The sequence below is a fragment of the Streptomyces sp. NPDC045021 genome (genome assembly GCF_056432645.1).
The window spans coordinates 57,510-84,180 of sequence record NZ_JBWKIQ010000010.1; the positions used below are offsets into that span (position 1 = coordinate 57,510).

The window sequence follows — 26,671 nt, forward strand, 5'->3', positions numbered from 1 at the left end:
CACCCGCAGTGGCCCCTTCTCCACAACAAAGGCCGTGCCCGCCAGCCCAAAGCGAGCACGTCAACTCAGCCGACCCCACGTTCCCCGGCCGCCCGGCGCCCATCACCACCTCGCGCCGTGCCTTCTCCGGAACACACCCAGGCGCCACCACCGCATCACAACCGCCCACCGCGGCAGATCGCTTCGTGGCGCCCAAGGCGGCAACGACCGCCTGCACAGAGCCGCATGCAGAAAAGGAACACGACATGCCCAACTCCCAACGCACCCGACCCAGTCCTCACTCAGCCGTACTCCCCCCCGCCCGTACCCGCTTCCTCCGCCGCGCGCTGGCCTGCCTCGCGGCCGCACTGATCGCCGCGCCGATCACCATGCTGTCCACCGCGTCGCCGGCGGCTGCGGAAACCAACCCGACGGACGCCAGCAAGCTCAAGGGCGTGAACTGGGCCATGCCGGGGGACAACTTCGTCCACGGCGACGTCGTCCCGGAGGGGCTGAACAGCTCCGACAGCTACGACACCGTCAAAGCCAAGGCCAACGCCATCCTCAGCGGATTCCAGAGCACGCTCGGCGCCAACACCGTCCGGCTGCCGATCAACACCCACTCCGTCCCCGGCACGACGTGGGGCGACAAGTACACCGGCGCCATCGACGCCGCAACCGCCAAGGGCTTCAAGGTCATCCTCTCCTACTGGGAGGACGATGCGGCCCAGAGCGGCAGGATCACCAATATGGCCGCATTCAACTCGATGTGGAACTCGGTCATCGGTAAGTACGGCTCCAACAGCCTGGTCTACTTCGAGCCGATGAACGAGCCCAACGGCTACAGCGCCACCAACTGGGCGAACCTCGCCGCCACCTGGATCACCGACCGCCCCTCGGTCCCCAAAAACCGGATCATCGTGAGCGGACCCGGCTCGAACGACTACGTCACGACCGTGTGCGCCGACTCCCGCCTCGACGGGACCTACCTCTCGCTCCACCACTACGCCTTCGGTAAGCCGGAGAAGACCTACAGCGAATGGGTCACCGACTTCAAGAGCAAGGTCGGCACCTGCGGCACGCGTACCATCCTGGACGAGTTCGGCGCGCCGATGGACACAGGTCTCAACTACAACGACGCGACGAGCACCGACAACTTCGTGCGGTACCTGCGTGCCGACACCGACACCGCCCGTTCCCTCGGCATGGGCGCGGTCTACTGGCCGGCCCTCGGCGGTAAGCGCATCGACCGGCCCACCTACGACTGGTACTCCCTGTTCGACCTCAAGGGCAGCGGCACCAACCTGGCGCTGGGCGTTCGCAACATCAGCGGCATCGACCGCCTGAAGTACGCCTGGGGCAGCGACCCCGGCTCGCACACGAACATCCTGCGCAACGTCGGCAGCGACGGCTGCCTCGACGTCCCCGACCTCAGCCACAACAACGTCCAGGTCCAGGTCTGGGCCCAGTGCTGGGGCGGCGACAACCAGCAGTGGACCCGGACGCCCTCCGGGCAGATCACCGTCTACGGCGGTACGAGCACGAAGTGCCTGGACGCCTACGGAGCAGGCACCAACGACGCCACCGTGGTCGGCACCTATGACTGCAACGGCGGGGCCAACCAGAAGTGGATGTTCTACTCCGACGGCACGATCCGGGGAGTGCAGTCCGGTCATTGCCTGGACAGGGACGGGGCCACATCCAAGGTCCAGCTCTGGTCCTGCTGGGGCGGCAACAACCAGAAGTGGCAGACCAGCTGAGAGGCCACCCCCCGCCTGACACACCCACAGGCCGGTCGCGGACGTCAAGAGCCGCGACCGGCCCCATCCCCGGGGCGCTCCCCTCCGGGCCCGAGCAGCGGACCGGTCCATCCACGGTCCCATCGGCACTCCGAACGTCTCCCCACCACGAAGCGAGGAAAGCTGTGCCCCTTGACGACCTGACCGCATTCCACTCCGGCTTTGCCTGGGGAGCGGCCACCTCCGCCTACCAGATCGAAGGCGCGGTCGCCGAGGACGGCCGAGCACCATCCATCTGGGACACCTTCTGCAAGCAGCCCGGCACCATCGCCGGCGGGCACACCGGCGACATCGCCTGCGACCACTACCGCCGGTGGCCCGACGACGTGGCGTTGATGAAGGCCCTCGGCCTCAACGCCTACCGATTCTCCATCGCCTGGCCCCGCGTCATGCCGGACGGGGACAGCCGCGTGAACCCGACAGGGCTGGCCTTCTACGACCAACTGGTCGACGCACTGCTGGAAGCGGGCCTTGCTCCTCATGTCACCCTCTACCACTGGGACCTGCCGCAGGCCCTCGAGGACCGCGGCGGCTGGCCCGCCCGCGACACCGCCCTGCGATTCGCCGACTACGCCACCGTTGTCGCCGACAGGCTCGGTGACCGGGTCACCAACTGGGCGACGCTGAACGAGCCGTACTGCTCCGCATGGCTCGGCCACCTCCAGGGGGTCATGGCGCCGGGCCGCACCGACCTGACCGCCGCCGTGCGCGCCTCACACCACCTGCTGCTCGCCCACGGGCTCGGCGTCGAGGCCCTCCGGTCCACCGCCTCACAAGCGCGGATCGGCATCGTCAACATCCTCACGCAGTCCGAGCCCGCGAGCGACCGGCCCGAGGACATCGCCGCCGCCCGCCGCGACGACGGGCACAACAACCGCTGGTGGCTCGATCCCATCCACGGCCGCGGTTACCCGGCCGACATGGTCGAGGTGTACGGGACCGAACCACCCGCCAAACCCGGTGACCTGGAGGCGATCGCCGCGCCGCTGGACTGGCTCGGCGTCAACTACTACAAGCGGTCAGTCACCGTCGACGATCCGCAGGGGCCCGCACCGTTCGCCCGTCCCGTCACACCGCCGGGCACACCCCGTACCGGAATGGACTGGGAGGTCCACCCGGACCGGCTGGAACACCTGCTCGTCCGGATCAGCGAGGACTACGCACCGCGATCGATCTTCGTCACCGAGAACGGCTCCGCCTACCCCGACCGTGCAGCGCCCGACGGCAGCATCCACGACGTCGAGCGCATCGCCTTCCTGGAGTCCCACCTGGCAGCCTGCGCGCGGGCTGCCCGCCGCGGCGTCCCGCTCGACGGCTACTTCGCCTGGTCCCTGCTGGACAACTTCGAATGGGCCTACGGCTACTCCCAGCGGTTCGGCATCGTCCACGTCGACTACGAGACCCAGACACGCACCATCAAGGACAGCGGCCACCGCTACGCCGAGATCATCCGCGCCCACGGGCGCACCACACAACACGCAGCTTCCGTCGCGATTCCCACCCCCGAGAAGAGAACCTCTATTCGGAGGAGCGGCGCAGTAAGTCAACTTGACCCGGCCCTAAAGGACCGGGCTTGGAGGTAGGGCGCCACTGGCTGTGGTGTGGCCTCCTCCGTCCTGACCACCTATGGGGTGGCTGGGACGCGTGACTCACGCCCCGCGGTCCACACAGCTTCGCCCTTGCGGTCGATGTTGTGGGACGCGTTGTCGTCCGCGTGCAGGGTGACGCCGCAGGCGCGGCACTCGAACGTTGCTTGATCGACTCGGTTCTTCCGGTCGATGTGTCCGCACTGGGAGCATTGCTGGCTGGTGTACGCCGGATCGACGTACACCAGCGGCACCCCGGCCCGGCGCGCCTTGTACTCAAGGAACGTGCCGAGCTGGTGAAAGCTCCACGCATGCAGTTGTGCCCGCTGATCCTTGCGGAGCCGTACCCGGTCGCGGATGCCCGTGAGGTCTTCCAGGGCGATACCGCGACCGGTGCGTTCAGCGGTGGCGACGATCTTCTTCGAGATGATGTGGTTGATGTTCGCGGCATGCCGTGTCTCTTTGCGGCTGCGGTGTTTGAGTCGGCGTTTGGCGGACTGGGTTGCCTTGGCCTGGAGCTTGCGGCGCAGTTCGATCTGCCGCGTGCGGTGCCGGTTCAGGCCGCGCCCGGCGGCCCGGTAGCCGGTGGACGTGGTGGCGATGTTGACGATCCCGAGGTCCACGCCGATGAAGCCGGACGGGTTCTCGTTGATCGGGGCCTGGGGGACCTCGCATACCGCGATCAGGTAGAACACGCCGTCGCGTTCGATCAGATCCGACTCGCCCCTGCGGTACTCACGGAGCATGGTGAGCGCATCCGCCGAGCAGGCGAAGCGGACGGACTTCAGCCGGCCCGCCGTGGTCCAGATACTGACGGTCTGAGCGTCGTACTGCCACGACAGGCACCGGTCGTCGTACGGGTGCGCCGCATCCGCCCGGAATCCGATCGGCTTCGACTCCGCCTTGATGCGGCGCTTCGAGCCCGGCTTGCCCAGGTTCCCGGCATGGATGTTCGCCTTCAGCGTGGTGTAGGCGTCGCGGACCTTCTTGATCGTGTGCTGGGCTGCCTGCGCCCCCAGACCGCGTGTCTTCAGCTCGGTGTAGGTGTGCTTGCGCAGCTCGTACTCACGCGGGACACCGTGGGCGAAGGCCACCTCGGACACCCAGTTCGCGGCGACGTTGACCGTGCGCAAGGTCGCTGCGATGACCGGTGCCTGTACGGCATCCGGCATCAGCTTGACCTGCACGACGATCTTCACGCGGGACAGCGTACTACGGTTGATCTATGTCACCACGCTGGGAACCAAACCCCAAGATCCGCAGGGGGCGTACAGTCGTCCATACCCTCCACGCCCATTTGGTCTTCACCCCGAAGTACCGCCGCGGACCGTTCACCGACGAGATCCTGCGACGCTGCGAGGAAGTCATGCGGTCCGTCTGCGCCGACTTCGAAACCGAACTCGTCGAGTTCAACGGCGAGCATGACCACGTCCACCTCCTCGTGCACTACCCGCCGAAGGTCGCCATCTCCAAGCTGGTCGGTTCCCTCAAGGGCGTCTCCGCCCGCAGACTCCGCCAGGAGTACCCCGACCACATCCGCAAATATCTGTGGGGCGCGCACTTCTGGTCACCCTCGTACTTCGCGGCGAGCTGCGGCGGAGCACCGTTGGCCATCATCAAGGAGTACATCGAGCAGCAAAAACGCCCGACGTGACCTACGCGTCAGAGCAATCCAGAGAAGCGATTCCTCCCGGGGCTGAAGCCCCGGGGTTCCTCGCTAGATCATGCTGAACAACTCGTTGGTATCGAATCACCGAGCAGGAGGCCCCGGTGCCGCAGTGTTCCGTGTTGATGTCCGTGCAGTCCAGATCGGTCGCCCTGGAGGTGACTGCCTGGCTCACCGGTTCGGAAACGCCGCGGACAACGGGGTCCGCAAGTGCCGATACCCGACGGACAGGACGGACGCGGAGCGGGCGGCGGTCCGGCCGCTGCTTCAGTAGCTGTTGCCTTTCCGATCTTGAGATGCGCGCGCCTCCGCTGAGACAAGGCCTGGCCTCCCGGGCCGGGACGCGGGCAGGAGAACGGGCATGCTCCGAGTGGATCCGGGCAGGGCCGTTGTCCCTATTTGGGGCGTAAATCGCCTCTATCTGCGGGAATGCGAAAGTCGATATGGGCATAATCGGTGCGGAATGCATGACGTTTCGCCTGCTCATGCGGCCGAGAGAGCCTGTAGAAAATCCACATGAACCCGAACGGACCGAACTCCGCCACTACGCGGCCGAGTCTTCACTTCGTCGCCGTGGCAGGCCCGAAGGTGACGCCGGAAGATGAGGGAGCAGGCGAGTTCGGCCGCGCAAGCCGGGAAGGCCCATCGGGGCGGCGGCAGACCGTGAAAGATCCCACAAGCCGCTCTACAGCTGGCGTGAGGACAGCAGGGGGGTTATCGTCGAGAGGTAGAATGACCGGTAACCCTACCTCGGGTGGCATCTCGGTCTCCGGGCGGGACTGCCACCAGGCAAGCCACCGCCAGTGGGTCCTGGTGTACGTAGAAGAGAGATCAACAGTTCCATGAAAGCAACCCGCGCCCCGGCTTGGCCGGGGACCCGCACAGGGCCGCTGATTCCCGCGGCTCCGATGGGGTCAGCCGTCAGATCGGATGAGCCGGACCGCGTTCAGCAGGGTCTTGTGGGCGGCCGTCGAGTCGTCGAGGTAGCCGGCGGCCATCGCGCCGTCGTACATCATCAGCAACGCACCGGCGGCCGATTCCGGGTCGGTGTGGCCGAGCCGGGTGAGCAGGTCCTGGAAGAGGGTGCGGATCCAGTCCCGGTGGGACGTCACCAGGCCGCGGACCGGATGGTCGGCGTCCGGGTACTCGGCGGCCGCGTTCAGGAACGGCGATCCTCGAAAGCCGCGCTCGCGAGCGTGCTCGGCGATCGCCTCGAAGATCAGGTCGAGCGCCTCCGCGGGCGGGTGCCCGGCGGCCAGCGGTTCGGCCACCTCCTTGTAGTAGGCGTCCTTGGTCAGCAGATAGGCCACGACCAGGTCGTCCTTGGAGGCGAAGTGCCGGTAGAAGGTCACCTTCGTCACCCCGGCCTCGGAGATCAGCCGTTCCACGCCGACCGCGCGGACGCCCTCGTAATAGAACAGCCGCGACGCGGCCTGCACGAGGCGTTCGCGAGGCGGGAGGTCTGCCACAGTCTTGGTCCCCTGATGTGCGGTGTCGGTGGTCTTCTTCCCAGTGATGCTCACTTCCCCATTGTGCCCTCGGCCCGGCCTTGGGCGTCCTCCACCCCTGTACGGCCCCACCAGCAGGGCCGTATCCCCATATCCCGCACGGCTCGCAGCAAGGCGGCCGTGCCGCGTATCGAAAGGCTTGAACGATGACTCGTCGTCTTGAAGGAACCGTCGCCCTGGTCACCGGAGCATCCAGCGGCATCGGTCACGCCACCGCCCTTGAGCTCGCCCGCGAGGGCGCCTCCGTCGCCCTGGTCGGCCGCCGCGAGGACCGGCTCACCGGCCTCGCCGCGGAGATCTCCAAGGCGGGCGGAAAGGCTCTGGTCGTGCCCGCCGACATCACCACCTCCCAGGCCGCCGCGGAAGCCGTGGAGCGGACCGTCGAGAGCCTGGGCCGCCTGGACACCCTGGTCAACAACGCCGGCCTCATGCTGCTCGGACCCACCCCCGGCGCCGACCTGAACGACTGGCAGCGCATGGTCGACATCAACCTCATGGGCCTGCTGCACACCACCCACGCGGCCGTCCCCCACCTGGTCAAGGCCGCCGCCGACGGGCCGCGCCAGGTCGCCGACATCATCAACGTCAGCTCGCTGAACGGCCGCAACGCCTACGCCATGATGGCCGTGTACACCGCCACCAAGTTCGGCGTCACCGGCTTCAGCGAGGCGCTGCGCCAGGAACTGGCCAAGCAGCACGTCCGCGTGTCCGTCGTCGAGCCGGGCAGCGTCGACACCGAACTGCGCACCCACAACTCGGACGCCGTCCAGCAACTGCTCAACGCCGGCCTCGGCGACATCAAGCGGCTGCAAAGCGAGGACATCGCCGACACCATCGGTTACATCGTCACCCGCCCCAGGCACGTGGCCGTCGCCGAACTGCTTGTACGCCCCACCGAGCAGGCCTGAACACCAACGCCGGGCCCAACTCCGAGACAATCAAGGAGCCATGACAGCGGCCAGCACCCCTGTGACAGCAGCCAACACCATCGTCCGTGTTTGCCTGCTGCTGGCCGCTGCCATCGCGCTCGGAGACGGGGGTGTCTACGTAGGCGGGGCTCCCCTGTTCGCCTGGGTGGCGCCAACGATCCGATGGCAGGGAGCACTCGTCTACTTCCTGGCCGCCCCGATCTTCCTCGGTGACATCGGGCGGCTGATCTCCGCCCGGGACGGCTTTCCCAGCCCGGCGGGAGTCTTCCTCGCCTCCGCCCCCTCCTGGAGTTCACCCTGCCGATCGTCATCGTCTGGGCGCACTACCCCACTCAGGTCCAGACGAGTGGCGGCTGCCACCTGAGGTAGCGATCCCGGGCGGCAGACCTGGACGAGGCGATCGCGTCCATAACCGAGCGCGACAAGCCGCTCGCTCTGTACACCGTCACCGAGAACAACACCACCAAGCGCCACCTCGCCGCCGAGACCTCCTTGGGCGGCCTCAACTTCGGCCTGCCGATGCACCACCTGGCCGTGCCGACGCTTCCCTTCGGCGGTGTCGGCGAAAGCGGTATGGGCAACTACCACGGCCGCTACTCCATCGAGACGTCAGCCACCGCAAGGCCGTCCTCGACGTCCCGCTGAGCTGAACCATCCCGGACCCGGCGGCGGTACGCAATACCACCCCGCAACCTCACACGCGCCGCCGCCCCGCCCCCTCGGAAGAAGGCATCCCCATGCGCGAACTGGCATCGCAGTACGCCGCCCACGTGGCCAACGACCTCGAACGCAAGAACCAGGAACACGAACGCATCATGGACGACACGCTGCTCGAGCAGTTCAGCGCAGGCAAGTACATGCTGATCACCAGCTACCGCAAGAACGGCACCCCGGTCGCCACCCCGGTGTGGGTGGTGCGCGACGGAGACACGCTGGGCGTGCGGACCCCCGCCGACTCCTGGAAGGTCAAGCGGATCCGGGCCCGCGGCGACATCCTCGTCGGCCCCTGCGACCTGCGCGGCAACCCCACGGGCGACCCGGTCCCAGCCACCGCCGAGATCACCGACGCGGCGACCGGCGCCCGCTACCGCTCACTCATCGCCCGCAAATACGGCATCGTCGGCCGCCTCATGATCTTCGACAGCTGGCTGCGGGGAGCGGACCGGACGCTGGGCATCCGCGTGCGGCTCACCCCCTAACGAGTTGACGCACCGTCTACTCCCGCATCAGGGGCCGCCTGTCGGAGGGCCCGTGGTGAATGCCATCAGACGGTCACGGCACACAAGAGTGAGCGATCAAGAGGGTCGGATTGTGGAGACAGCGCAGAGTCAGCAGCAGGCGGCACCCGGCACCTTCATCGCCCCGGCCCGCTTCGTACTCTTCGGCGGCGGAGTGGGGCTCGCCTCCAGCTCGCCGTGGCGGCCCTCGCCTCCTGGATTTACTGGGGCCTGCCCAACGCTCTGATCACCGCGGCTTCCACGCTCCTCGCCACCGAGTTGCATGCCCGCTTCACCTTCGGCGCAGGCGGGCGCGCGACCTGGCGCCAGCATGCGCAGTCGGCCGGGTCCGCGGCGGCCGCGTATGCGGTGACTTCCGTGCGGCCCGTGCCCAGCTGCGTGCTGCGGGTGATGCGCCACGGCGGCGTGGCGGCGATCCATCGGCTCTGCTCACGGTCCAGGAGCTCCAGGTCGCCCGGCCGGCAGCGCATGGGCTGAGCAACCTGGAGATCGGCGCACGGCTCTCCCTGAGCCCGCGCACCGTCGGCTACCACGTGTACAAGGTGTTCCCGAAGCTGGGCATCAGCAGCCGCTCCCAACTGCGTGACGCGGACCTGGATGCCGTTGACTGACCCGCACGGCGACGAGTTGGGCCGCGATCGCCGTGGCCACCTCGGCCGGGGTGCGGCCGCCGAGGGGCAAGCCGATCGGCGAGCGGATCGCCGTGCACGCCGCCCCGTCGAATCCGGCGTCGCGCAGCCGTCCGCTGCGGTCACGGACCGTCGCCGCCGAACCGATGGCGCCCAGGTACCCGACGCCGCCTCCGCGGCTTCCAGCAGCGCCGCAACGTAGACCAGCGCGTCCTGCGTGAGCACCACGACGGCGTAGCGGCCGTCGAGCGCGCCTTCGCCGCGCAGGGTGCGCAGCCCCGTCTGCGGCAGCCCGGGGAGCACCTCCACACCGGCGTCCCGTGCCTGCGCCGCGAAGACCGGGCCGTGCTCCAGAACGACCGACCGGTAGCCGAGCTCACCGCCGATCCGGGCCAAGGACCGGGCAACCGGCGTCCAGGTGACGATCGCCGGCAGCGGCCGGGAGGCACGTGCGGCGACGAAGACGTCCGGATGCGGACCGGAGCCGAGAGCCGCGGTGCCGCCTTCGGGTAGCAGACTCCGTGCCGCCGCCTCGGCATCGCGGTCCTCCTCGTCCGCGCCGAGGCTGCCCTCCCGGCCGCCGTCGGGCAGCACGACCGGGTGGCCGGAGCTGGGGCCACGCAGTCTGACGGCGTGCGCGACGGGGCGCCCGGCCCCGACCGCCGCGGCCAGGACGGGCAGCCACCAAGCGCCGTCCGGCGACACCGGCTCGGTCCAGACCGTGACCTTGCCCCCGCAGGTCAGGCCGACGTCGAAGGGTCCGCTTCCGGGGCCGGCGGGGCCGTAGCGGCGCAGCACGGGGCTTGGTACGGCTGCTGCCTGATATAGCGGGTCGGCACGTTGTGGGACGGGAGGGACGTCCCGGTGGTCATCTGGTTCCGTCGTGGATACCCCCGCCTTCCGGCAGGAAAGGAAACGGACCCCGCGGTAGAGGGCAGGGTGACGACGCGCTCGTTGCCGCCGAGATGGTGACCAGCGGGAAGCCGTCGACATCCTGCTGGGGAGCATCGTCGGGGAAGGGAGCAGCTGACCTGGGCCGTGGTGGCGCGCCGAGGTCGCCCTACCTCCCTTGTCTGTCGGGCTGACACGGTGCTACGGCGTGAGCAGCGCGAGGTTCACGGCGTTGGCCATCGCCTGATAGCCGGCGTCGTTGGGGTGCAGTTTGTCGGGGTTGGCGTAGGCGGGGTTGAGGGCGCGGAGGTTGCCGGGGTCCTGCATTGCGTTGTCGAAGTCGATGACGCCGTCGAAGGCGCCGCTGGTGCGGATCCATTGGTTGACGGCTTTGCGGACCTGCTCGCCGTCAGGCGTGTAGTACTTGGCCCCCTCGTAGGGCAGGATCGTCCCGCCGATGATCTTCACGCCGACGGCGTGGGCTTTGTTGATCACCTTCTGCATGCCGTTCTCGAGGTCCGTGGCGGTCAGAGGGGTGGATCCGTTGGAGCCGAGGTTGCTGCCGATGTCGTTGATGCCCTCCAGCAGGATCACGCTCTTGACGTTGGGCTGGCCGAGCACGTCGTGGTCGAATCGGCTCACGAGGCTCGGGTTGTTGCCGCCGACGGTTGTCAGTACACGGTTGGAGCCGATGCCGGCGTCCACGACGCCGAGGGTGGGGCCGCCGGGGGCGGAGTTCATGCGCTGGGCGAGGTAGTCGGACCAGCGGCGGTTGGCGCCCCAAGTGGAACCGACGCCGTCGGTGATGGAGTCCCCGACGCACGCCAGTGTTCCGGTGGCGGTCGAGGAGATGACGTCCAGGCCTTCGAGGAAGAACCAGGACCACTTCTTGGTCGGGTAGTTGCCGAGGCCGTCGTCGGTGACGTGGTTGCCGACGGTAGAGGCCCAAGCATCCTGCTGTGCCTCTGCGTGCCAGGTGGTGCCGGCGGGCGTGCCCGGCAGGTGGAGGCTCACGAGCTGGTCTGTGTTCGCGGCCACGTCCATCGGGATCGGATCGCTAGCGACGTCCTGCCCGACGGGGATGGTGACGGAGGCGCTGCCTGCGAATTTGACGGTGTGGTGGGTGCCGGGGACGGGGGTGCCGGAGATGCTGCCTTCCTGGGCGAGGTCGACGGCGTCGATGGTCAGCGGTCCGGTGCCGTAGCGGTTGCTCAGTCGGACGCGGAGCTTGGACCCTGCGACGGTGGTGTGTGCGACCATGCGGATGCTCTGGTTGGTGAAGGAGGGTCCGTTGGACATCAGGCCGGCGGTGTAGGTGCCGACCCGTGTGAGCGGGGTGAGGGTCGGCGTGAGGGTCCAGTACTGGTTGGCGCCGCCATTGGACGGCCACTGGATGATCTCGTTGCCTTCTTTGTCCAAGGACTGTTTGTTGTCGGCGAGCAGGCCGTTGGCGGCGTTGGCAAGGGTGTAGGTGCCGCCGCCGGCGGACTCGATCTTCCATTGCTGGTTGCCGGAGCCGTTGCAGGTGTTCTGAACGAGCTGCGGAACGGAGTTCTCCGGGGCGGGGGCGTCCAGACACAGGCCGCTGTTGGCGCTCCTGAAGGTATAGGCGCCGGAGTTGGTCCGGGTCAGCAACCATTGCTGGTTAGCCCCGTTGTTCGACGATTGCTGGACGATGGGTGCACCGGGGGCGGTCGAGCCGTATCTGACGTCCATCAGCTTGCCGCTCGCGGCGTTCGTCAGGGTGTAGACGGTGCCGGAAGCGGGTGCTGCCGAGGCCGCGTGGGCCGTAGCGCCGGCCCCGCTCAGGGCGCAGGCCGCAAGGCCCAGGGCGACCGGGACCGCGAGATGTCTGGTTATTCGCATGAGAACCTCGTTCTTGAGTCCTTGCGTGGTGAGGGGCCCGGCGCGGGGCATCCGAAGGTCCGGCACTCCACCTCTTGCCGCCAGCCCCATGGCTTCTGCGTGATCAGCACGTGCGTTCTCGCTTTTCGACCAGGCCGGCCCGGTGAACGCTGCCGCGGAGGGTTCACCGAGGGAGTGTTCATCCGGCCCAGAGCAGGCACAGCGGCCGTGCGGCCTGCTGGGTCATCGCGGAACGTCCGGGGGCGAGGTATTTGCGGGTGTCGACCTCGGCGGGGTGGTCGGCAAGGTGGCTGCGGACCGCGCCGGTGAACACCTGGTTGAGGTGGGTGGCGATGTTCACCTTGGTCATCCCGGCTGCCACCGTTTCGGCGAGGTCGGCGTCACCGCCCCCGGCTGCGTCTCCCATGGACCACACCGCCGACCAGATCATCTACCGAAGCTGCCGATACTGCTCACGAATCTCCGGACCAGCTCACTGGTCGGCAACCACAAGGCCGGGAAAGTGCTCGGTGATCTCCTCACACAGTGCCTGAGAGAGCCTGGAGTCGGTGATGAACGTGTCCACCTGCTCCAGAGTCGCGAAGGAACTCAGCCCCACCGTGCCCCACTTGGTGTGATCGGCGACGACGACCAGCCGCCGTGTGGAGTGCACCAGTTGCCGGTTGGTTTCCGCCTCCGCCAGGTTCGGGGTGGACAGGCCTGCCTCCGCCGAGATCCCGTGCACCCCCAGGAACAGGAGATCGAAGTGGAGCGACCGGATCGTCTGGTCAGCGACCGGTCCCACCAGGGCGTCCGACGGGGTGCGCGCGCCGCCGGTGAGAACCACCGTCGCGGACCCCGGGGGTTGCCCGTTCCCGCTGCTGGATCGCTGCGCGGTATAGAAGACATCCGCGACCCGCACCGAGTTGGTCACCACGGTCAGGTCCTGGACCTCCAGCAGCTCGTGGGCCAGCGCGTACGTCGTGGTCCCTCCGGACAGCGCGATCGCGCTGCCCGGTGCGACCATCGCCGCGGCCGCCCGCGCGATGGCCTTCTTGGCGGCCAGCTCCAGATCCGACTTCACCTCGAACCCGGGCTCATGGGTGGACGTCTCGACCACCAGCAGCGCGCCGCCGTGCACCTTCTCGATGACGCCTCGCCGTGCGAGGGCGTCGAGGTCCCGGCGAATCGTCATGTCCGAGACGTTGAAGCGCTGGGTGAGCTGATTGACGCGCACGCCGCCGTGCAGCCGGACCTCGTCCAGAATCAAGGAGCGTCGCTGCTCCGCGAGCAGAATCAGGTTCTCGCTCACTGCAGGGTCCGGTCCTTCCTCATCATGTTCCTGGCTCCACAAGAAGCCTGTCTGGTTACCGGGAGGCCCCTCCTCCTCCATGTACAGCCGAGTACGGACGTGCACCGCCGTGTACCGCCTCGCGCAACCGCGGCGGCGGACCAGGTCCGCGCTCCACGGCTCAGCCCTTGCTCGACCCCAGGGACAGGCCCGCGATGAACTGCTTCTGCAGCAGGACGTAGACCACCAGGGTGGGCACGGCCGCGATCAGCGCCGCGGCCGCGATCAGGTTCTGATCGCTGACGAACTGCCCCTGGAGGTTGGCCAGTGCGGAGGTGACCGGGCGCTTGTCGCCCGACGACATCAGGGTGATGGCCCAGAAGAAGTCGTTGTAGATCCAGGTGGTCAGCAAAGTCGCGAGAGCTGCCAGCGCGGGGCGGCACAGCGGCACGGTGAGCTTCCAGAACCGGGTCCACAGACCGGCGCCGTCCACCAGCGCCGCCTCGTACATCTCTTCCGGGATCGACTTCATGTAGTTGCTCAGCACGAAGACGCAGAAGCCCTGCTGGAACGCCACGTTGATGAGGATCAGGCCGAAGGCCGAGTTGTAGAGCAGTCCGCTGCCGCTGAGGAAGCCCGGCAGCGGGACCTGCAGGAAGAGCCGGTACAGGGGGGTGATGATGACCTGCTGCGGCAGCAGGTTGCCCGCGGTGAACAGGATGAGCAGGGCAACGTTCAACTTCACGTTCACCCGAGTCAGCACGAAGGCCACCCCGGTGGAGAGGGCGAGGGTCACCACCACCGCCGGCACAGTGATCAGCACCGAGTTGAAGAAGTAGTGCAGCATGTCCGACTGCGTCCACGCCTCGGTGAAGTTCTTCAGCGTGAGGTGGTGCGGCAGCGAGACATAGCCGTACTTCTGCGTCTCGGAGTACGGCCGCAGCGCGATGTACAGGGCGAACAGGATCGGGAGCAGCCACAGCACCGAGGCGCTGACGAGAAAGAGCTGAGCACTGATCTGGCCCCAGGGGCGGGACTTGGGCCGGTCGCTGGAGCCCTGCTGCGCCGTGACCCGGGGCAGGGTGTCGGTGGTCATGGGGTGTCCTCACGGCGGAACGTCTGGAACAGGAAGATGCTGATCGGCACCAGCGAGATCACCAGGAGCACCACACCCAGCGCGGACCCGAAGCCCACGCGTTGGGTCTCGCCGACGATGTTGGAGGTGACCAGCACCGAAAGGAGTTCCAGGCCGTTGATTCCCTTGTTGGTGATGTACACGAGGTCGAACGCGCGCAGCGATTCGATGACGGTGACGACCATGATGACGATGTTGATCGGCTTCATCACCGGGAAGACCACGCGCCAGAACGTCTGCCAGGCATTGGCTCCGTCGACCTTGGCGGCCTCCCTCAGCGTCGGGTCGACCGCCTTGAGCCCGGCCAGGTACAGGACCATCACGTAGCCGGCCTGACGCCACGTCGCCTCGACCATGACAGCCCAGAGGTTGAGGTGCGGATTGCCGAGCCAGTCGATGGCGTTGCTGTCACTGTTGCGCCCGATGACCGTGTTGATCAGCCCGAAGTTCTGGGAGTACATGAACTCCCAGATGATGCCGATCAGCGCGAGGGAGAGCATCACCGGCAGGAAGAGGATGCTCTGGTACATGCGGCTGCCCTTGATGCCCCAGTCGATGACCACGGCGAACAGCATCCCCAGCGGGGTCGCGAACAGGATGAAGACGGCCAGCCAGATGAGGTTGTGCTGAACGGCGGGCCAGAACTCGGGGTAGATCGTGGCGGCCTGGTGGTAGTTCTGCACCCCGTACACACAGCCGTTGTTCACGATCGAGGGCACGTTGGGAAGGCACGACTTGGTGTTGAGGCTCCCGACGCCATTCCACTTGGTGAACGACAGCAGGACGGTGCCCAGTGCGGGGAACCAGACGAAGGCCAGCTCGATGAGAAGAGGTATACCGAGGAGCAGGGTGACGACGAGCCTGTCGCGTCCGGAGAGCTTGCGCACACCCCGGCGGCGCTGCTTCGCCGCCGGGGTTCGTGCGTCGGTGCTGGAGGTCATGAAGTGTAGATCGCCTTCGCCTGGCTCTCCGCGCTCTTCTGCAGACTGGCGATGTTGCCCGAGCTCGGATCCGCGATGAACTTCTGGATGATGGCGATCATGGCGTTGGCCATGGCCGGGTCCGCGTCACGGTCCATGAACTGGGCGACCGCCTTGCACTTGGCGATCTCGGCGACCGACTTGGTCTGGATCGCGTTGTAGGTCGGCACCTTCAGCCCGGTGGCCAGGCCGACGTCCCACTGGTCGGTCTTGAGGAACCCGGCTTCGGCCGCGCCGCTGCCGATGTACTCCAGGACCTTCTTGGCGGCGTCGACGTTCTTGGCCTTCTTGCTGAGCATGAAGCCATCGGTGGGCGCGTCCATGTAGTCCGTGCCGTACGCCGGGTTGATCTCGGGGAAGACGAAGAAGTCCAGGTCCGCCAGATCAGCCTTGTCGGTGACGTACTGCGCGGCCACCTGGTTGGTGCCCTGGAACATCATGCCGGCCTGCTTGGTCTCCAGGGCCTTCGCGGCGTCCTGCCAGATCCGGCCGTTGGCGCCGCTCTGCACGTACGGCATCAGCTGGGCCCAGTGTTCGAACACCTGGGTCACCCCCGGGTCGGTCCAGGGGATCTCGTGCTTCATCAGCTTGATGTGGTAGTCGTAGCCGTTGATCCGCATGTTGAGGATGTCGAAGGTCCCCAGCGCGGGCCAGCCGTCCTTGTCGGCGAAGGCGATCGGGATCATCCCGTCGGACTTCATCTTCGCGGCCAGGGCCACGTACTGGTCCCAGTTGGTGGGGACGGCGTAGCCCTTGGCCTTGAACACGCTCTTGTTGTAGAAGACCACCCAGGGGTAGTTGTACAGCGGCACCAGGTACTGGTGACCGTCCAGGCCGGTCGACAGCTTCTTGGCGGCGGGGCTGAAGTTGCCGCCGATCTTCTCCCAGACGTCGTCGATCGGCAGCGCCAGGCCCTGGGCCGCGAAGTACTGCATGCGGTAGCCGGCGAACCAGGTGAACAGGTCGTCGGGCGTGCCCTGCAGATAGCTGGTGATGTTGGTCTGGAAGGTGTTGTGGTCGACCGTGTTGATCTTGATCTGCGAACCGGTCGACGTGGTCGCCCCGGCCGTCAGGGCTGCGAACGCGGTCTTCACCGACGGATCCGAGTAGTTGGAGCCGAAGGTCACCGGGCCTCCGGCCGAGCCACCACCGCTCGGCTTGGGGTCGGAGCTGTCGCAGGCCGCAAGCAGGCCGCCTGCGACGGAGAGGCCGGCGATACCGGCCATCCCCCTGAGCAAGGTGCGGCGACTCGGCGATATCCCCCGGTCGTTGGTACCCGGCGAGCCGACGTCCGACATGGTGCCTCCATGGGTGGTTTGCGTTCTCGGAATGCGCTGGGGGGCGAAGTGACGACGAGGGAAGCCCTTCGCGGGACGTGCTAGCACCTGGCGATTTCAAACAGAACTCAACAGGATTAACCGTAATCTCGCTCGCAGGGGTAGTTCTACGCCCACATACCCAGCCTCGTCAACGCTCTGTTGCGCTGGTGTTGCGGGACCGTGATATATCGGCGTGCGCCGCTCCAGGCTGCGGAAATCCGCACCAGGGCTCCACCGGAGCAGCTACCGGAGGCCGAAAATGGGCGGCCGGAACGTGTCCTCGCAGGTCAAACAAGACCGCATACGTTGACTCAAGATGCATCACCCATAGCAAGGACGGCCTCGGCACCGCCGCCGTCCGACCGAGCCTCTCGGAGCCCACTTCATGAAAGGGGGCCGGGCGGCGCAGCCGCACGTCGGTTCCCTGTCTTCACCTGTTCCCTGTAGTAAGCGCATACTCCGGACTCATGACTCCACAGCCGCCCGGACACCACGGTCCGCCTCATCGTCAGACGGCACCGCCGGGGCGCAAAACCGCTTGCTGCGCTCGGCGCGAGATACCAGGACAGCGCCGAAGTATTTGGTGATGGGGCGGTCGCAGTACGACGCCGCCTCCTGGCACGGTTCCCGTTCGGTGTAAAGGTACCGACCGCATCGGACAGCTCCTCCACGACGGAGTCCGCGACCGCGTCTACCCCGGCGCGGTGTGGGCCGCCGGCGACGCGAGCCGGGTCCAGGACGCCGGCGCCGCCGGGGTCCTGGACCCGGCTCGGCCCGGGAGGCCATGCGCGCCGATACCGGATGCAGATCGGACAGGCGTGGCGAGAGAGGTCAGTGGGGACGGCCCGCTAGGGCAGGGTCCACTTCTGGTTGGCGCCCCCGTTGCAGTCGTAGATGGTCATCTGGGTGCCGTCGTTGACGGTGTTGCTGCGAGGGTCGTCCAGGCAGCGTCCTGACTGGACGCCCTTGAGTGAGCCGTCGGCCTGTGGGATCCACTTCTGGTTGTCGCCGCCGTTGCAGTCCCACAGCCCGACGGGTTTGTCGTTTACGGTCTGCTGATTGGTGACGTCCAGGCACAACCCGTTGATCCGCAGGGTGTTGTCGCCAGCCACCGTCCACTGCTGCGCGGCGCTGCTGTTGCAGTCCCACAGGTCCACGACGGCGGTGTTCTTGTCAGAGGAGTTCTTGAAGTCGTCAAGGCACTTGCCGGCCAGGCCTGAGTGCACGGCACCGGTGTGCGACGTCGCAGTTCCCGGGGCGAGGGCGAAGTTGTCGAACTGGGCGGCCTGGTACCCGGTGACGCCGAGGCCGGCCTGGCCGTTGGCGTAGCTGGAGTCCGTGGCGCTGCCGACCTGGACACCGTCCACCGTGGCTGTGAGGGCCTCGCCCTCCATCGTCAGGGCGAGGCGGTGCCAGCTGCCGGTGCCCGGTGCGGTGATCTTTCCGCTCTTCAGTGTGGTGAAGTTCCAGCTGGTGTCGCTCTTGTCGATGGACCAGTCGCCGGAGGAGCTGAGGCGCAAATGGTAGGCGCCCAGGCCGTTGTTGTTCTTGGACTGCTGGTTGACGCGGCCGAGTAGCTCGACGGTGCCGGCTTCCTCGAACATGGCCTCAGTGGTGACGGTGTAGTTGGTCCAGCTTCCGTCGCCCATGAACGTGTACGGCGCGTTGTACTTCTCGTCGGTCCAGCGGATCGGAGAGGTCGGGGCCATCTGGCGCAGGCAGGTGCCTGGGCGGCCGGCGCCGCAGGCCACGGTCTTGTAGGCCCCGTTCATGTCGGTGAAGTACTTCGGCGACGTGGTCGCCGCGGCGGTGTCGAAGTTGTCCGTGTACGGCAGCTTGAGCGGAGCGGAGGCCGGTGAGGTCGCGGTGCCCTTGCCTCCGCCGGTCGTGGTCGTGACCGTATAGGTATAGCCGGGCTGGAGGGTGAGTGTGTACTTGCCATCGGTCGGGGTCACGTCCTGCTGGTGCTGGAACCAGTCATTCGAACTGGACGAGTTCACTTTGGTGGCCCAGACCTGGACCTTCCCGGTGGACAGGCCGCCGGTGACGTTGAACGTGGCGGTCTGGGCCTCCTTAGCGTCCATGGTCTCGATGACGGTGCTGTAGTCGGAGTTGTTGGTCGACTTCAGCGTGACGTAGCTGCCGTTCGCACGGTCGCCGCCGAGGTAACCGTCGGCGGAGTCGATGTAGTGCCAGCCCGGCTTGGTGAACTGCGTGGTGTGCGAGGTGACCCAGGTCGTCTTGCCGATGGTGTAGTGGCCCGACCAGGGCTGGTTCGCGATGGACATCCCGTCGGTGGAGAAGAAGAGGTTCGGGTAGAGCGCCGCGATGACCGGCCAGTTGATGTAGGCGGACATCTTCCCGTCGATGTAACCACGGTTCATCGCCCTCGCCGCCGCGGCGGCGCCGTCGTTCGCGTCCTGGGAGCCGTTCTCACTGGCCCACAGCGTCTTGCCGGTCGCCACCGCCTTGTCGGAACTCGGGCAGAAGCTGCCGTTGCCTAGGTAACCACAGGGGTAGTGGACCCCGATGACGTCGACCGCCTTCGCGAACGCCGCGTCGGTTTGGATGTCACCCGCGACCGCGTCCCAGCCCCAGCTGTCCGCGGCGACGACCTTGGTCGCATAACCGTGGGAGACCAGTGCGCTCTTGAGCTTGACGTACCAGGACTTGTCGTAGCCCTTCTCGTTCCAGCCACCGATGTAGTCGATGGTGAGATGGTGCTTGTCCGCGCACCCCATCCACGACATCAGGTAGTCGATCATGTCCTGGGACCAGAAGTTCCCGCCGCCGATCCAGCCGGGCGCGCCCCATGACAGGGCCGCGAGTTTGAGGTCGGAGTTGCGGGCCTTGGCCTGCTCCATCAGCCACCATTCATAGCCCTGGTTGCAGTCCACGGTGCCCTTAGCGTGCATATGGCTGGGCTCAGCGCCGTCTGTGGAGTTGGTGTCGCCGCCGACCTCCGTCTTGAGCAGCTGCAGCGCAGCGCCGTAGCCCGGCTTGAACAGATAGTCCAGCAGCTGACTGCGCTGCGGTTCCGGATAGTCGGCCAGCAGACGGGAGTTTCCGCCGCCACCGGAAATGGCACCGATGCCATCGAAGGGCCGTCCAGGCTTCGTTCCGTCAATCGTGATCGAGGTCGAGGTTGCGGCGTGAGCCGCCAGCGGCTCGGCGAGACTGATGAGCGTGCCCAGCAGCAGGATCAAGGCTGCGAGCAAGGCTCTGTGTCGGGGAAGTTCACGGGTCATGCCAGCTCCTGGGGGACAGGGATGGGGGGACATGCCGGTTGGGTACCGGCGGTCAGGCTGTGCGCTGCTGGAACTGCTGGTTGGCACCGGTGCCGCAGGTGTACTGGATGAGGCGGGCCCCGTTGTCATTTGATGCGCCGGCGACGTCGAGGCACTTGCCGCTGTGTCGGGCGACCAGCCGGTAGTAGCCGTTGCCCCGGTCCTCGAACCGCCACTGCTGGTTGGCGGCGGCGCCGCAGCGGTAGTGGTTCACGAAGGCGCTGTTGTCGGAGGAGTTGTTCACGACATCCAGGCACTTGCCGCTGTGCTGAGCCAGGACTCGGACGTAGCCACCGCCCGCGTCCTCAAGCCGCCACTGCTGGTTGAGGCCGCCGCTGCAGGAGTACTGCAGGATGACCGCACCGTCGGCGGCGGAGTTGTCCGAGACGTCGATGCACTTGCCGCTGTGCCGGGCAGCAAGGTTGACGTAGGGGCCGCCGCCCACGCCGTGGACGCTTCCGGCTGCGGCGTCGATGGCAACCTGCGGGTACCACGGCAGGTTCATGCTGGTCCGGGTCGGGAAGGTCAGCGGCAGCCAGATGTACTGGGAGTTGTTGACCGTGCCGCCCATGGAGTTGCCCCAGCGGTCGCCCATGTACAGGTACGAGGTGCCCGACGTACCTTGCACGGGAAGGACGAAGGCGGTCTGCGAGCCGTAGGCGGTCGCATCGCCGGTCTCCTTCATCGGGGACCAGGGGCCGGTGATGCTGTCGGCGGTGGCGTATTTCTGCTGGTTGGGTGCCCAGCCGCTGTTGGCCGACGTCAGCATGAAGTAGACGCCGTCCCGTTTGAACAGCGCCGGCGCCTCGCGGAAGGTCCCGGGCCACGGATTGGCGACCAGGCGGTCGAAGCCGGTGTAGTCGGTGGTGAGCTTGTAGATGTCGAGGTCAGCGTTTTCGTTGGCGGACGAGATCTGGTATGCGCTGCCGTCGTCGTCCTGGAACAGCGTCATGTCCCGGGACGTGGTGCCGCTCGGCGGCCGGAAGCTGCCCCGCCAGACGTAGTCACCGTCCACCGTGTCGGCCACCGCGACGGCGGCACGGGACTCGGCGTAGTCCTTGCCGTTCTCCTTGTGCATCCACATGACGAACTTGTGGGTGGCGCTGTTGTAGATGACCTTGGGGCGCTCAATGTTGGCGACGCCCAGCTCGGGGGCGCTGGCCTGGGTCAGGACGTTCTTCCTGAACTCCCAGGTCTTCAGATCGCTCGAGCGGTAGGCGGAGACGGCCTTGAAGGTGTTGTCCGCGTTGCGGTTCTCGCCGAACCAGTAGTAGTAGGCGCCCACCTTGATCACCCCACCGCCATGCGCATGGACAGCAGCCCCGGTGGTGTCAGAGAACTGGGTCGCGTTGATCACGGTCACCGGGGCGGCGTAGGCGAGGTGGCTGGCGACGACCAGCATGAGCGCGCTCATGAAGGTGGCCATCAGGGGTCTCAGTGCTTGGCGGAGCATCGAGTCTCCTTCGGAGGCGAGAGCGGGTGAGGAGTTCTGGTACCGGCGGTCGGAGCGGCCAGGGCACACGCTCCGACCGCCGGTGGTCGAGTCCGGTCTGTAGAGCTGACCGGTTCGCTTTGTGACAGTGCGCGGGGAATCTGTCGGCTCGCAATGGCCGGGACAAGGAGGGTGTGGGGCACATCAGTTGAGTCTTGAAGTGTTGAATTCTGTGTGGCTCTGTCGGGGACCGTAGGCGCGTAGCGTGTCCCCGTCAACGGCTTGGACAGAGTTGGTTCTTGCGAGCCAGATCCGGGAGCACCTTGACAGTTGATGGCCAAAGTTGACAGTTGATGGCCAAAGATCCAATGTTCTATGAACTTCCAGATCACCCGCTGGGCTGATGTGCCCATATCTGGCCGTCAACGCCCAGTTTCAAGCAGTACCCAGCACGAAGCCAAGCCTTGCCATGCTCATACATCCGATGTCTTTTCGAGGTGAGAGAGCGCCTTCATGTAGCACCCTCCGCACCTCGGTACCCGGAATGACTCGACCGACGTGTTCAGCCGTCACCCCGCCCTATACCTCCGATGTGCGATTTTGCGGACGGCCGGGCCACTGCTCTCAACGCAGAGGCTCCGACCGTCCGTTCACTGCGGCGTCGGTGCCGGCCTCAGCGCGTGTGGCGGGCCGACGTGGTCGCGCGCTTGCGGCGGGTCGTGAGCAGGAACGCGACGCCGATCCCCAGGAGTGCGATCCCGCCGCCCACGAAGGGCAGCGAGATGGCGTAGCCGCCGCCGGTCGACGCGAGGTCGTCGCCGGCCGCTGTCGCGGGCGCGGTCGACTTGGTTTCCTTGGACTGAGGCGCTACGCCCGCTTCGGCCGACTCCTTGGAGGTGGGCTTGCTGTGTTCCGGAACGGCGGTTCCCGAACCGGTGTTGCGGAAGAGCATCTTGAAGCTCGCCTCGTCACCGCCGCCCGCCAGGCGCCCCTTCGTGGCGCGGTTCACCAGCTGATAGTGGTCCTTGGCCGGGCCGTAGGCGTCCTCCATCCACCACTCCTGCCGTTCATCGCCCTTCCGGCAGGCGCTCAGGACAGCCGACTTGGCGTCGGACGGCGTACTGCTGAGGCACTGCCGCGTACCCACGGCCTGCAACGTGAAGTACCCGTCGTCACCGGTGGTCCGCCGCCACACCTGCCCCTTGCCGCACCCCGCCTGCGCAACCGCTTTACCCACTCCCCCGGAGGTCAGGCACTGCCCGTTCTTCAGGTTCGCCAGCTGGGCGTCCACCGGGGGCGCCGGCTGGTCCTTGATCAGATACGGGCTGTTGGCGATGTTCCCCCCTGGATTCCGGGCCAGTGCACTGCCCGGCTTGGGACGCGGGTCGAAGTACGCGAACTCGTCCTTCGGGCAGTCCAGTACGACCCCCGACATCACGTCGTCGCAGCGCGGCGTCCCGTCATAGCCACGGCAGATCGGGTCATTGCCCTGAGTGTGGTCCTCGCCGCAGTGGCTGATACCGAAGCCATGAATCAACTCATGGGTGAGCGCGGCCTCGCCCCAGCATCCGTAGGTCACCGAAGCGAACCCGCCGCCGAGGCCGCCGGTGTTGCCGCCGCCGAGCCCGCAGCCTTCCATCTCGCCGGTGTCGTAGAAGTAGAGGGTTTTGTGGCGGCCGAACCATCCGCCGTCACCCTTGGCAACCTGCTCGCGAACCACCTTGTCCGCAAATCCCTTTGCCTCGCCCATCTTGTGCTTCTCGGGGAGTCCGGCCAGGGCGATCGAGGTCACTTCGATCTGGCAGTTCTTGTCCTGTACGAATCGCAGTCGGCGGCTGTCGCCCTGCCCGAAGCGGCGAGCGCTCGCCTCGAAGGTCTGGTCGATGTCCCAGGCGATGCGCCGAATGGTGTTGCGTGCGTCGTTGACGCGGTCCGCGCCTTCACGGTGCACGTAGAAGACCTGGATCCAGCCCTTCTCGGGGGTGTCCTTGTGGTCGCAGGCAACGGCGGGCGTGGCACCGGCTGACTGCTTGGGCGCGGGTTGGGGTCCTGCTCCATCGGCCCAGCTCGGTTGGCCGATCGCGGTCCACATCAGGGCCAGGATCACGCCGAGGACACCGGGGACGGCAAGTCCCCACCTCTGCCTTTGTCGTGCTCTCACGTTCAGGTCCTCCTGCTCGCATGTCGGGCAGCGCGAAGCAGGACGGCCGTGGCCGGAATTCAGGAGGTCGGACGGCACCTTAACAGCGATCCGCGAGAGCGTCCAACGCGGACCTCCGGACAAGATCGCAAAGTAAAGCATTGGCAAAGCCGCGAGCTGTGCCGGGCCGCTCCCGCTCCTTCCCCACGAGAGGCCGACACGGCCCCGATGAAGGGAGCAGCGCAAGGACGCACCGTGGAAACGGAACAGCAGGAGGTCAGCGGGTGGCGGTGTGTCTACCCCCAGTACGCACCGCCACCCGCCCTGCACATCCCATCCCAACCTGCCCCGTCCCCCACCACCGCAAAGGAACTCATCCCTATGCCCCGACTGGGGTCCGCCCTACGCGGCCGACTCATCGAGTCCTGCCGACTCGCACTGGACCACTACCGATCCCAGCCTGCATCCGGTCGCGACCCGCAGGAGGGCGACGGCAGGGCGCCGAGACCGCGTGCCCGGGTATCGAGCGGGAGGAGTTCGGCCCTTCACGAGCCGGGCCCGGGCGATGCTGCACTGACCCACCGAGAACTCCACGGACCGAAGACCGGTGCCTCGGCCCAGTGCGACAAGTACTCCGCCCTGCTCGTGAGCTCCGTCGCGGGCGGACCCACGGGCCCGAACTCCAAACGAGGGCCGGCCTGCAAACAGGCAACGCAGCACCCGCGGCACTGCGCGCGGTGCCGCGAGGCGTACCAGGCCTTCTCAGACCTCGACGGCCAACTCCGCGCCCAGCTCCCGCCGCTACTGCTCGGCTGGTGGCCCAGTCCCGACTACCGTGCGACACGGGCAAGCCTGCCGGCCCCCGAGCAGCCACCCGCGTACCCCCTTGAGGCGATGCGGGCCGCGGCGCCGGCTCAACGGCGACGCACCGCCTGGGGCAATCGGCACACTGGCAGGGTGCTGGCGGTGTCCATGGCCACGGTGACGGCGGCTGCGTGCCTCGCCATGGCGACGCACCACTCACTGGTGCGGCCGCCCGCCGAGCGACGCCCGGACGGGCAGTCGGCGAAACCCGACCCGACCGGGTCTCAAAGCGACACCGGGATGACCGAGGACCGGACTCGGGTGCGGACCCTCCACATCAAGGCGACCTGCACAGAAGCACGCCCCTGTGTCTCCAGTTCCACCAGAAGGTTCCAATGAGTGAAATCACGAAATCCATTGCTATGTACTGACAAGAACTTCCCAGCGCCCGCTTCAGGCTGCAAACTGTCTCCCGCGCACCAAACGACCATCGGGGGACGACCTCATGCCGATATCGGACGCTGATCTCACCCGCACTATCCGGGCGTCGGGACAGGACAGCCGCAGCACGCAGGAGGCCCTCGAAGAGCTGTATCGCCGGCATCGCCCGGCCGTCCTGGCTTATGCGCGGACCTGCTGCCCGGACGCGCACACCGCCGAAGACCTGGGGTCGGAGGCCTTCGCCCGCACCTTGCAGGCGGTACATGCCGGACACGGCCCCGAGTCCGCGTGGCGCCCGTACCTCCTGACGGTGGTCCGCCGCAGCGCCGCCGACTGGGCAAGCACCGCCCGCCGCACGGAACTCTCCCCGGACTTCGAACGCTGGCTCGAAACCGCCCCCACGGAGGAAAGCGGAGAGGGCCGCGTTCTCCGCCTGGAGGATGACGCCTTGGTCCTGCGCGCCTTCCGCTCCCTGCCCGAGCGCTGGCAGGCGGTCCTCTGGCACATCATCATCGAAGGCGAGTCGGCGGAGCAGGTCGGCACGCTGCTCGGCATCGGCTCCAGCGGCGTCGGCTCCCTGGCCACCCGCGCCCGCGAGGGTCTGCGCGAGGCCTATCTCACGGCGCACATCGAGACGGCGGACCAGCCGGAGTGCCGGCACTTCAGCCGTCTGCTCGGGGCCGCGATACGTCGTCCGGGCCGCCGCCCCCACAAAGACCTGACCCGCCACCTGGACGGATGTGCCCGCTGCAGCCGCGCCATGCTCGAACTGACCGATCTCAACGACCGTATGCGAGTGGCGCTGCCGGGCGCACTGATGCTGTGGGCGGGACCCGCCTACCTCGCCTCGCGGATGACCGAGGCGGGAACAGCGGCTGGCGGCGCCGGTGCCGGCCTACTCGCACCGGCGAAAGCCAAGCTCACCCCGCTGGGCACGACCGCGGTGGCGGGAACCGTTGTAGTCGCGGTAGTCGCGGCAGTTGGAGGCTTCCTGTTCTTCCCCGACGGCGGGAACACCCGGAGCACACCACCCCCACCCACGCCGAGTCCCACCGCCACCGCGGAGGCTCCCCCCACCAGCGAGCCCCCCAGTGCCATCCCGCCCACGAGCCCGACTCCCCAGCCCAGCCCGACACCGACGCCGCAGCTGCCGAAGGCGGACGACATCACCCGGCTGCGGATCAAAGCCACGGACAAGTGCATGGAGACGGCAAGCGGGTCCGGAGTCCAGCCCCGCGAGGCGACCTGCGACGGCTCCTCCCGCCAGACCTGGGAACTGGTCCGCAATCCGGCTGGAAGACTGCAACTCCGCAACCGGGCAAGCAAGCTCTGCCTCACCTATCCCCAGCAACTCCCAGACGGCGCCGTCATACGGCAACTCACCTGCGGCAAGGACACCCGCGGCCAATGGTGGGACTACTGGCACTCACCGGACACCAGCGAGATCGTCTTCAGACCCATCGGCGCCGAGATGGGCAAACGCCTCGGCCTCAACGACTGGTACCCGGCCGGCGATGGCAAACCGCACTCCCCGACCATCGGCGTCACTCCCAATTACTACAGCTCACCCTCCCTGGTCTTCCGCTTCGACGGAGACCTCTTCGCCTGAAAGTGACAGACACCCCTCAGCGCGGAACGGCCCACCTCCGAGCACACCAAGGCCCGCTCCCAATTGGCTGACCCTGCGGGAACACCTGGCATGTGCCTTCGCGGCAACGTCGGCACCGTACCGCCGGAGCAGGCCGCACCGTAAAGCATTGGCAAGACAGCGG

18 protein-coding genes and 2 pseudogenes are annotated in these 26,671 nt (G+C 67.1%); 9 read left to right on the plus strand and 11 right to left on the minus strand.

What is annotated here, in order from left to right:
• Positions 1-245 precede the first annotated feature (245 nt).
• Complete coding sequence (locus AC07DC_RS27500; protein ID WP_478917176.1) at positions 246-1,739, plus strand: ricin-type beta-trefoil lectin domain protein; 1,494 nt, start codon at positions 246-248, stop codon at positions 1,737-1,739.
• Positions 1,740-1,903: 164 nt separating this feature from the next.
• Complete coding sequence (locus AC07DC_RS27505) at positions 1,904-3,361, plus strand: GH1 family beta-glucosidase (protein WP_478917177.1); 1,458 nt, start codon at positions 1,904-1,906, stop codon at positions 3,359-3,361.
• A gap of 41 nt (positions 3,362-3,402) precedes the next feature.
• On the opposite strand, the gene AC07DC_RS27510 is transcribed toward AC07DC_RS27505, so the two are convergent.
• Positions 3,403-4,563: an RNA-guided endonuclease InsQ/TnpB family protein gene (locus AC07DC_RS27510; RefSeq protein ID WP_478917178.1), complete on the minus strand. Its 1,161-nt coding sequence runs from the start codon at positions 4,561-4,563 to the stop codon at positions 3,403-3,405.
• Between the two features lie 26 nt (positions 4,564-4,589).
• Between AC07DC_RS27510 and tnpA the strand changes: the two genes are divergently transcribed.
• Positions 4,590-5,018, plus strand: a complete 429-nt coding sequence (gene tnpA, locus AC07DC_RS27515; RefSeq protein ID WP_478917179.1) for an IS200/IS605 family transposase — start codon at positions 4,590-4,592, stop codon at positions 5,016-5,018.
• A 926-nt stretch (positions 5,019-5,944) separates the two neighbouring features.
• Here the strand turns inward: tnpA and AC07DC_RS27520 are convergent.
• A complete protein-coding gene (locus AC07DC_RS27520) occupies positions 5,945-6,553 on the minus strand; it encodes a TetR/AcrR family transcriptional regulator (protein WP_478917180.1) in 609 nt (202 codons plus the stop codon).
• A gap of 131 nt (positions 6,554-6,684) precedes the next feature.
• Here AC07DC_RS27520 and AC07DC_RS27525 point away from each other — a divergent pair, with 131 nt between their 5' ends.
• The 5 genes and pseudogenes from AC07DC_RS27525 to AC07DC_RS27545 all read left to right on the plus strand — a co-directional run bounded on the left by AC07DC_RS27525 (position 6,685) and on the right by AC07DC_RS27545 (position 9,316).
• Positions 6,685-7,446: an SDR family NAD(P)-dependent oxidoreductase gene (locus tag AC07DC_RS27525; RefSeq protein ID WP_478917181.1), complete on the plus strand. Its 762-nt coding sequence runs from the start codon at positions 6,685-6,687 to the stop codon at positions 7,444-7,446.
• A gap of 408 nt (positions 7,447-7,854) precedes the next feature.
• A pseudogene (locus tag AC07DC_RS27530) lies at positions 7,855-8,117 on the plus strand (aldehyde dehydrogenase family protein); the annotation flags it as partial.
• Positions 8,118-8,282: 165 nt separating this feature from the next.
• Complete coding sequence (locus AC07DC_RS27535; protein WP_478917419.1) at positions 8,283-8,666, plus strand: PPOX class F420-dependent oxidoreductase; 384 nt, start codon at positions 8,283-8,285, stop codon at positions 8,664-8,666.
• A 112-nt stretch (positions 8,667-8,778) separates the two neighbouring features.
• Positions 8,779-9,059, plus strand: a pseudogene (locus AC07DC_RS27540) (hypothetical protein); the annotation flags it as partial.
• Between the two features lie 128 nt (positions 9,060-9,187).
• The gene (locus tag AC07DC_RS27545; protein WP_478917420.1) at positions 9,188-9,316 is read left to right on the plus strand and encodes a LuxR C-terminal-related transcriptional regulator; all 129 of its coding nucleotides are present in this window, start codon (positions 9,188-9,190) and stop codon (positions 9,314-9,316) included.
• Positions 9,317-10,426: 1,110 nt separating this feature from the next.
• Here AC07DC_RS27545 and AC07DC_RS27550 read toward each other — a convergent pair.
• From AC07DC_RS27550 to AC07DC_RS27590, 9 genes are all read right to left on the minus strand, one after another.
• Positions 10,427-12,091 carry an RICIN domain-containing protein gene (locus AC07DC_RS27550; RefSeq protein ID WP_478917182.1) on the minus strand — a complete coding sequence of 555 codons (1,665 nt, stop codon included), beginning with the start codon at positions 12,089-12,091 and terminating at the stop codon, positions 10,427-10,429.
• Positions 12,092-12,269: 178 nt separating this feature from the next.
• Complete coding sequence (locus tag AC07DC_RS27555; protein WP_478917183.1) at positions 12,270-12,497, minus strand: class II fructose-bisphosphate aldolase; 228 nt, start codon at positions 12,495-12,497, stop codon at positions 12,270-12,272.
• A gap of 66 nt (positions 12,498-12,563) precedes the next feature.
• A complete protein-coding gene (locus AC07DC_RS27560) occupies positions 12,564-13,382 on the minus strand; it encodes a DeoR/GlpR family DNA-binding transcription regulator (RefSeq protein WP_478917184.1) in 819 nt (272 codons plus the stop codon).
• Between the two features lie 160 nt (positions 13,383-13,542).
• Positions 13,543-14,457: a carbohydrate ABC transporter permease gene (locus AC07DC_RS27565; protein WP_478917185.1), complete on the minus strand. Its 915-nt coding sequence runs from the start codon at positions 14,455-14,457 to the stop codon at positions 13,543-13,545.
• A complete protein-coding gene (locus tag AC07DC_RS27570) occupies positions 14,454-15,437 on the minus strand; it encodes a carbohydrate ABC transporter permease (protein ID WP_478917186.1) in 984 nt (327 codons plus the stop codon). Before AC07DC_RS27570 ends, AC07DC_RS27565 begins: the two co-directional genes overlap by 4 nt.
• Entirely contained in the window at positions 15,434-16,702 is a 1,269-nt protein-coding gene (locus AC07DC_RS27575) for an ABC transporter substrate-binding protein (protein WP_478917421.1), read from the minus strand. The genes AC07DC_RS27570 and AC07DC_RS27575 overlap by 4 nt, the downstream gene beginning before the upstream one ends.
• 941 nt (positions 16,703-17,643) lie before the next feature.
• Positions 17,644-20,043, minus strand: coding sequence for a ricin-type beta-trefoil lectin domain protein (locus AC07DC_RS27580; RefSeq protein ID WP_478917187.1), 2,400 nt, complete (start codon positions 20,041-20,043; stop codon positions 17,644-17,646).
• A gap of 52 nt (positions 20,044-20,095) precedes the next feature.
• Positions 20,096-21,535 (minus strand): RICIN domain-containing protein, encoded by a 1,440-nt coding sequence (locus tag AC07DC_RS27585; RefSeq protein ID WP_478917188.1) that lies wholly within the window; start codon positions 21,533-21,535, stop codon positions 20,096-20,098.
• A gap of 652 nt (positions 21,536-22,187) precedes the next feature.
• A complete protein-coding gene (locus AC07DC_RS27590) occupies positions 22,188-23,675 on the minus strand; it encodes an RICIN domain-containing protein (protein WP_478917189.1) in 1,488 nt (495 codons plus the stop codon).
• Between the two features lie 1,288 nt (positions 23,676-24,963).
• Between AC07DC_RS27590 and AC07DC_RS27595 the strand changes: the two genes are divergently transcribed.
• A complete protein-coding gene (locus AC07DC_RS27595; RefSeq protein ID WP_478917190.1) occupies positions 24,964-26,508 on the plus strand; it encodes a sigma-70 family RNA polymerase sigma factor in 1,545 nt (514 codons plus the stop codon).
• Positions 26,509-26,671: the final 163 nt, after the last annotated feature.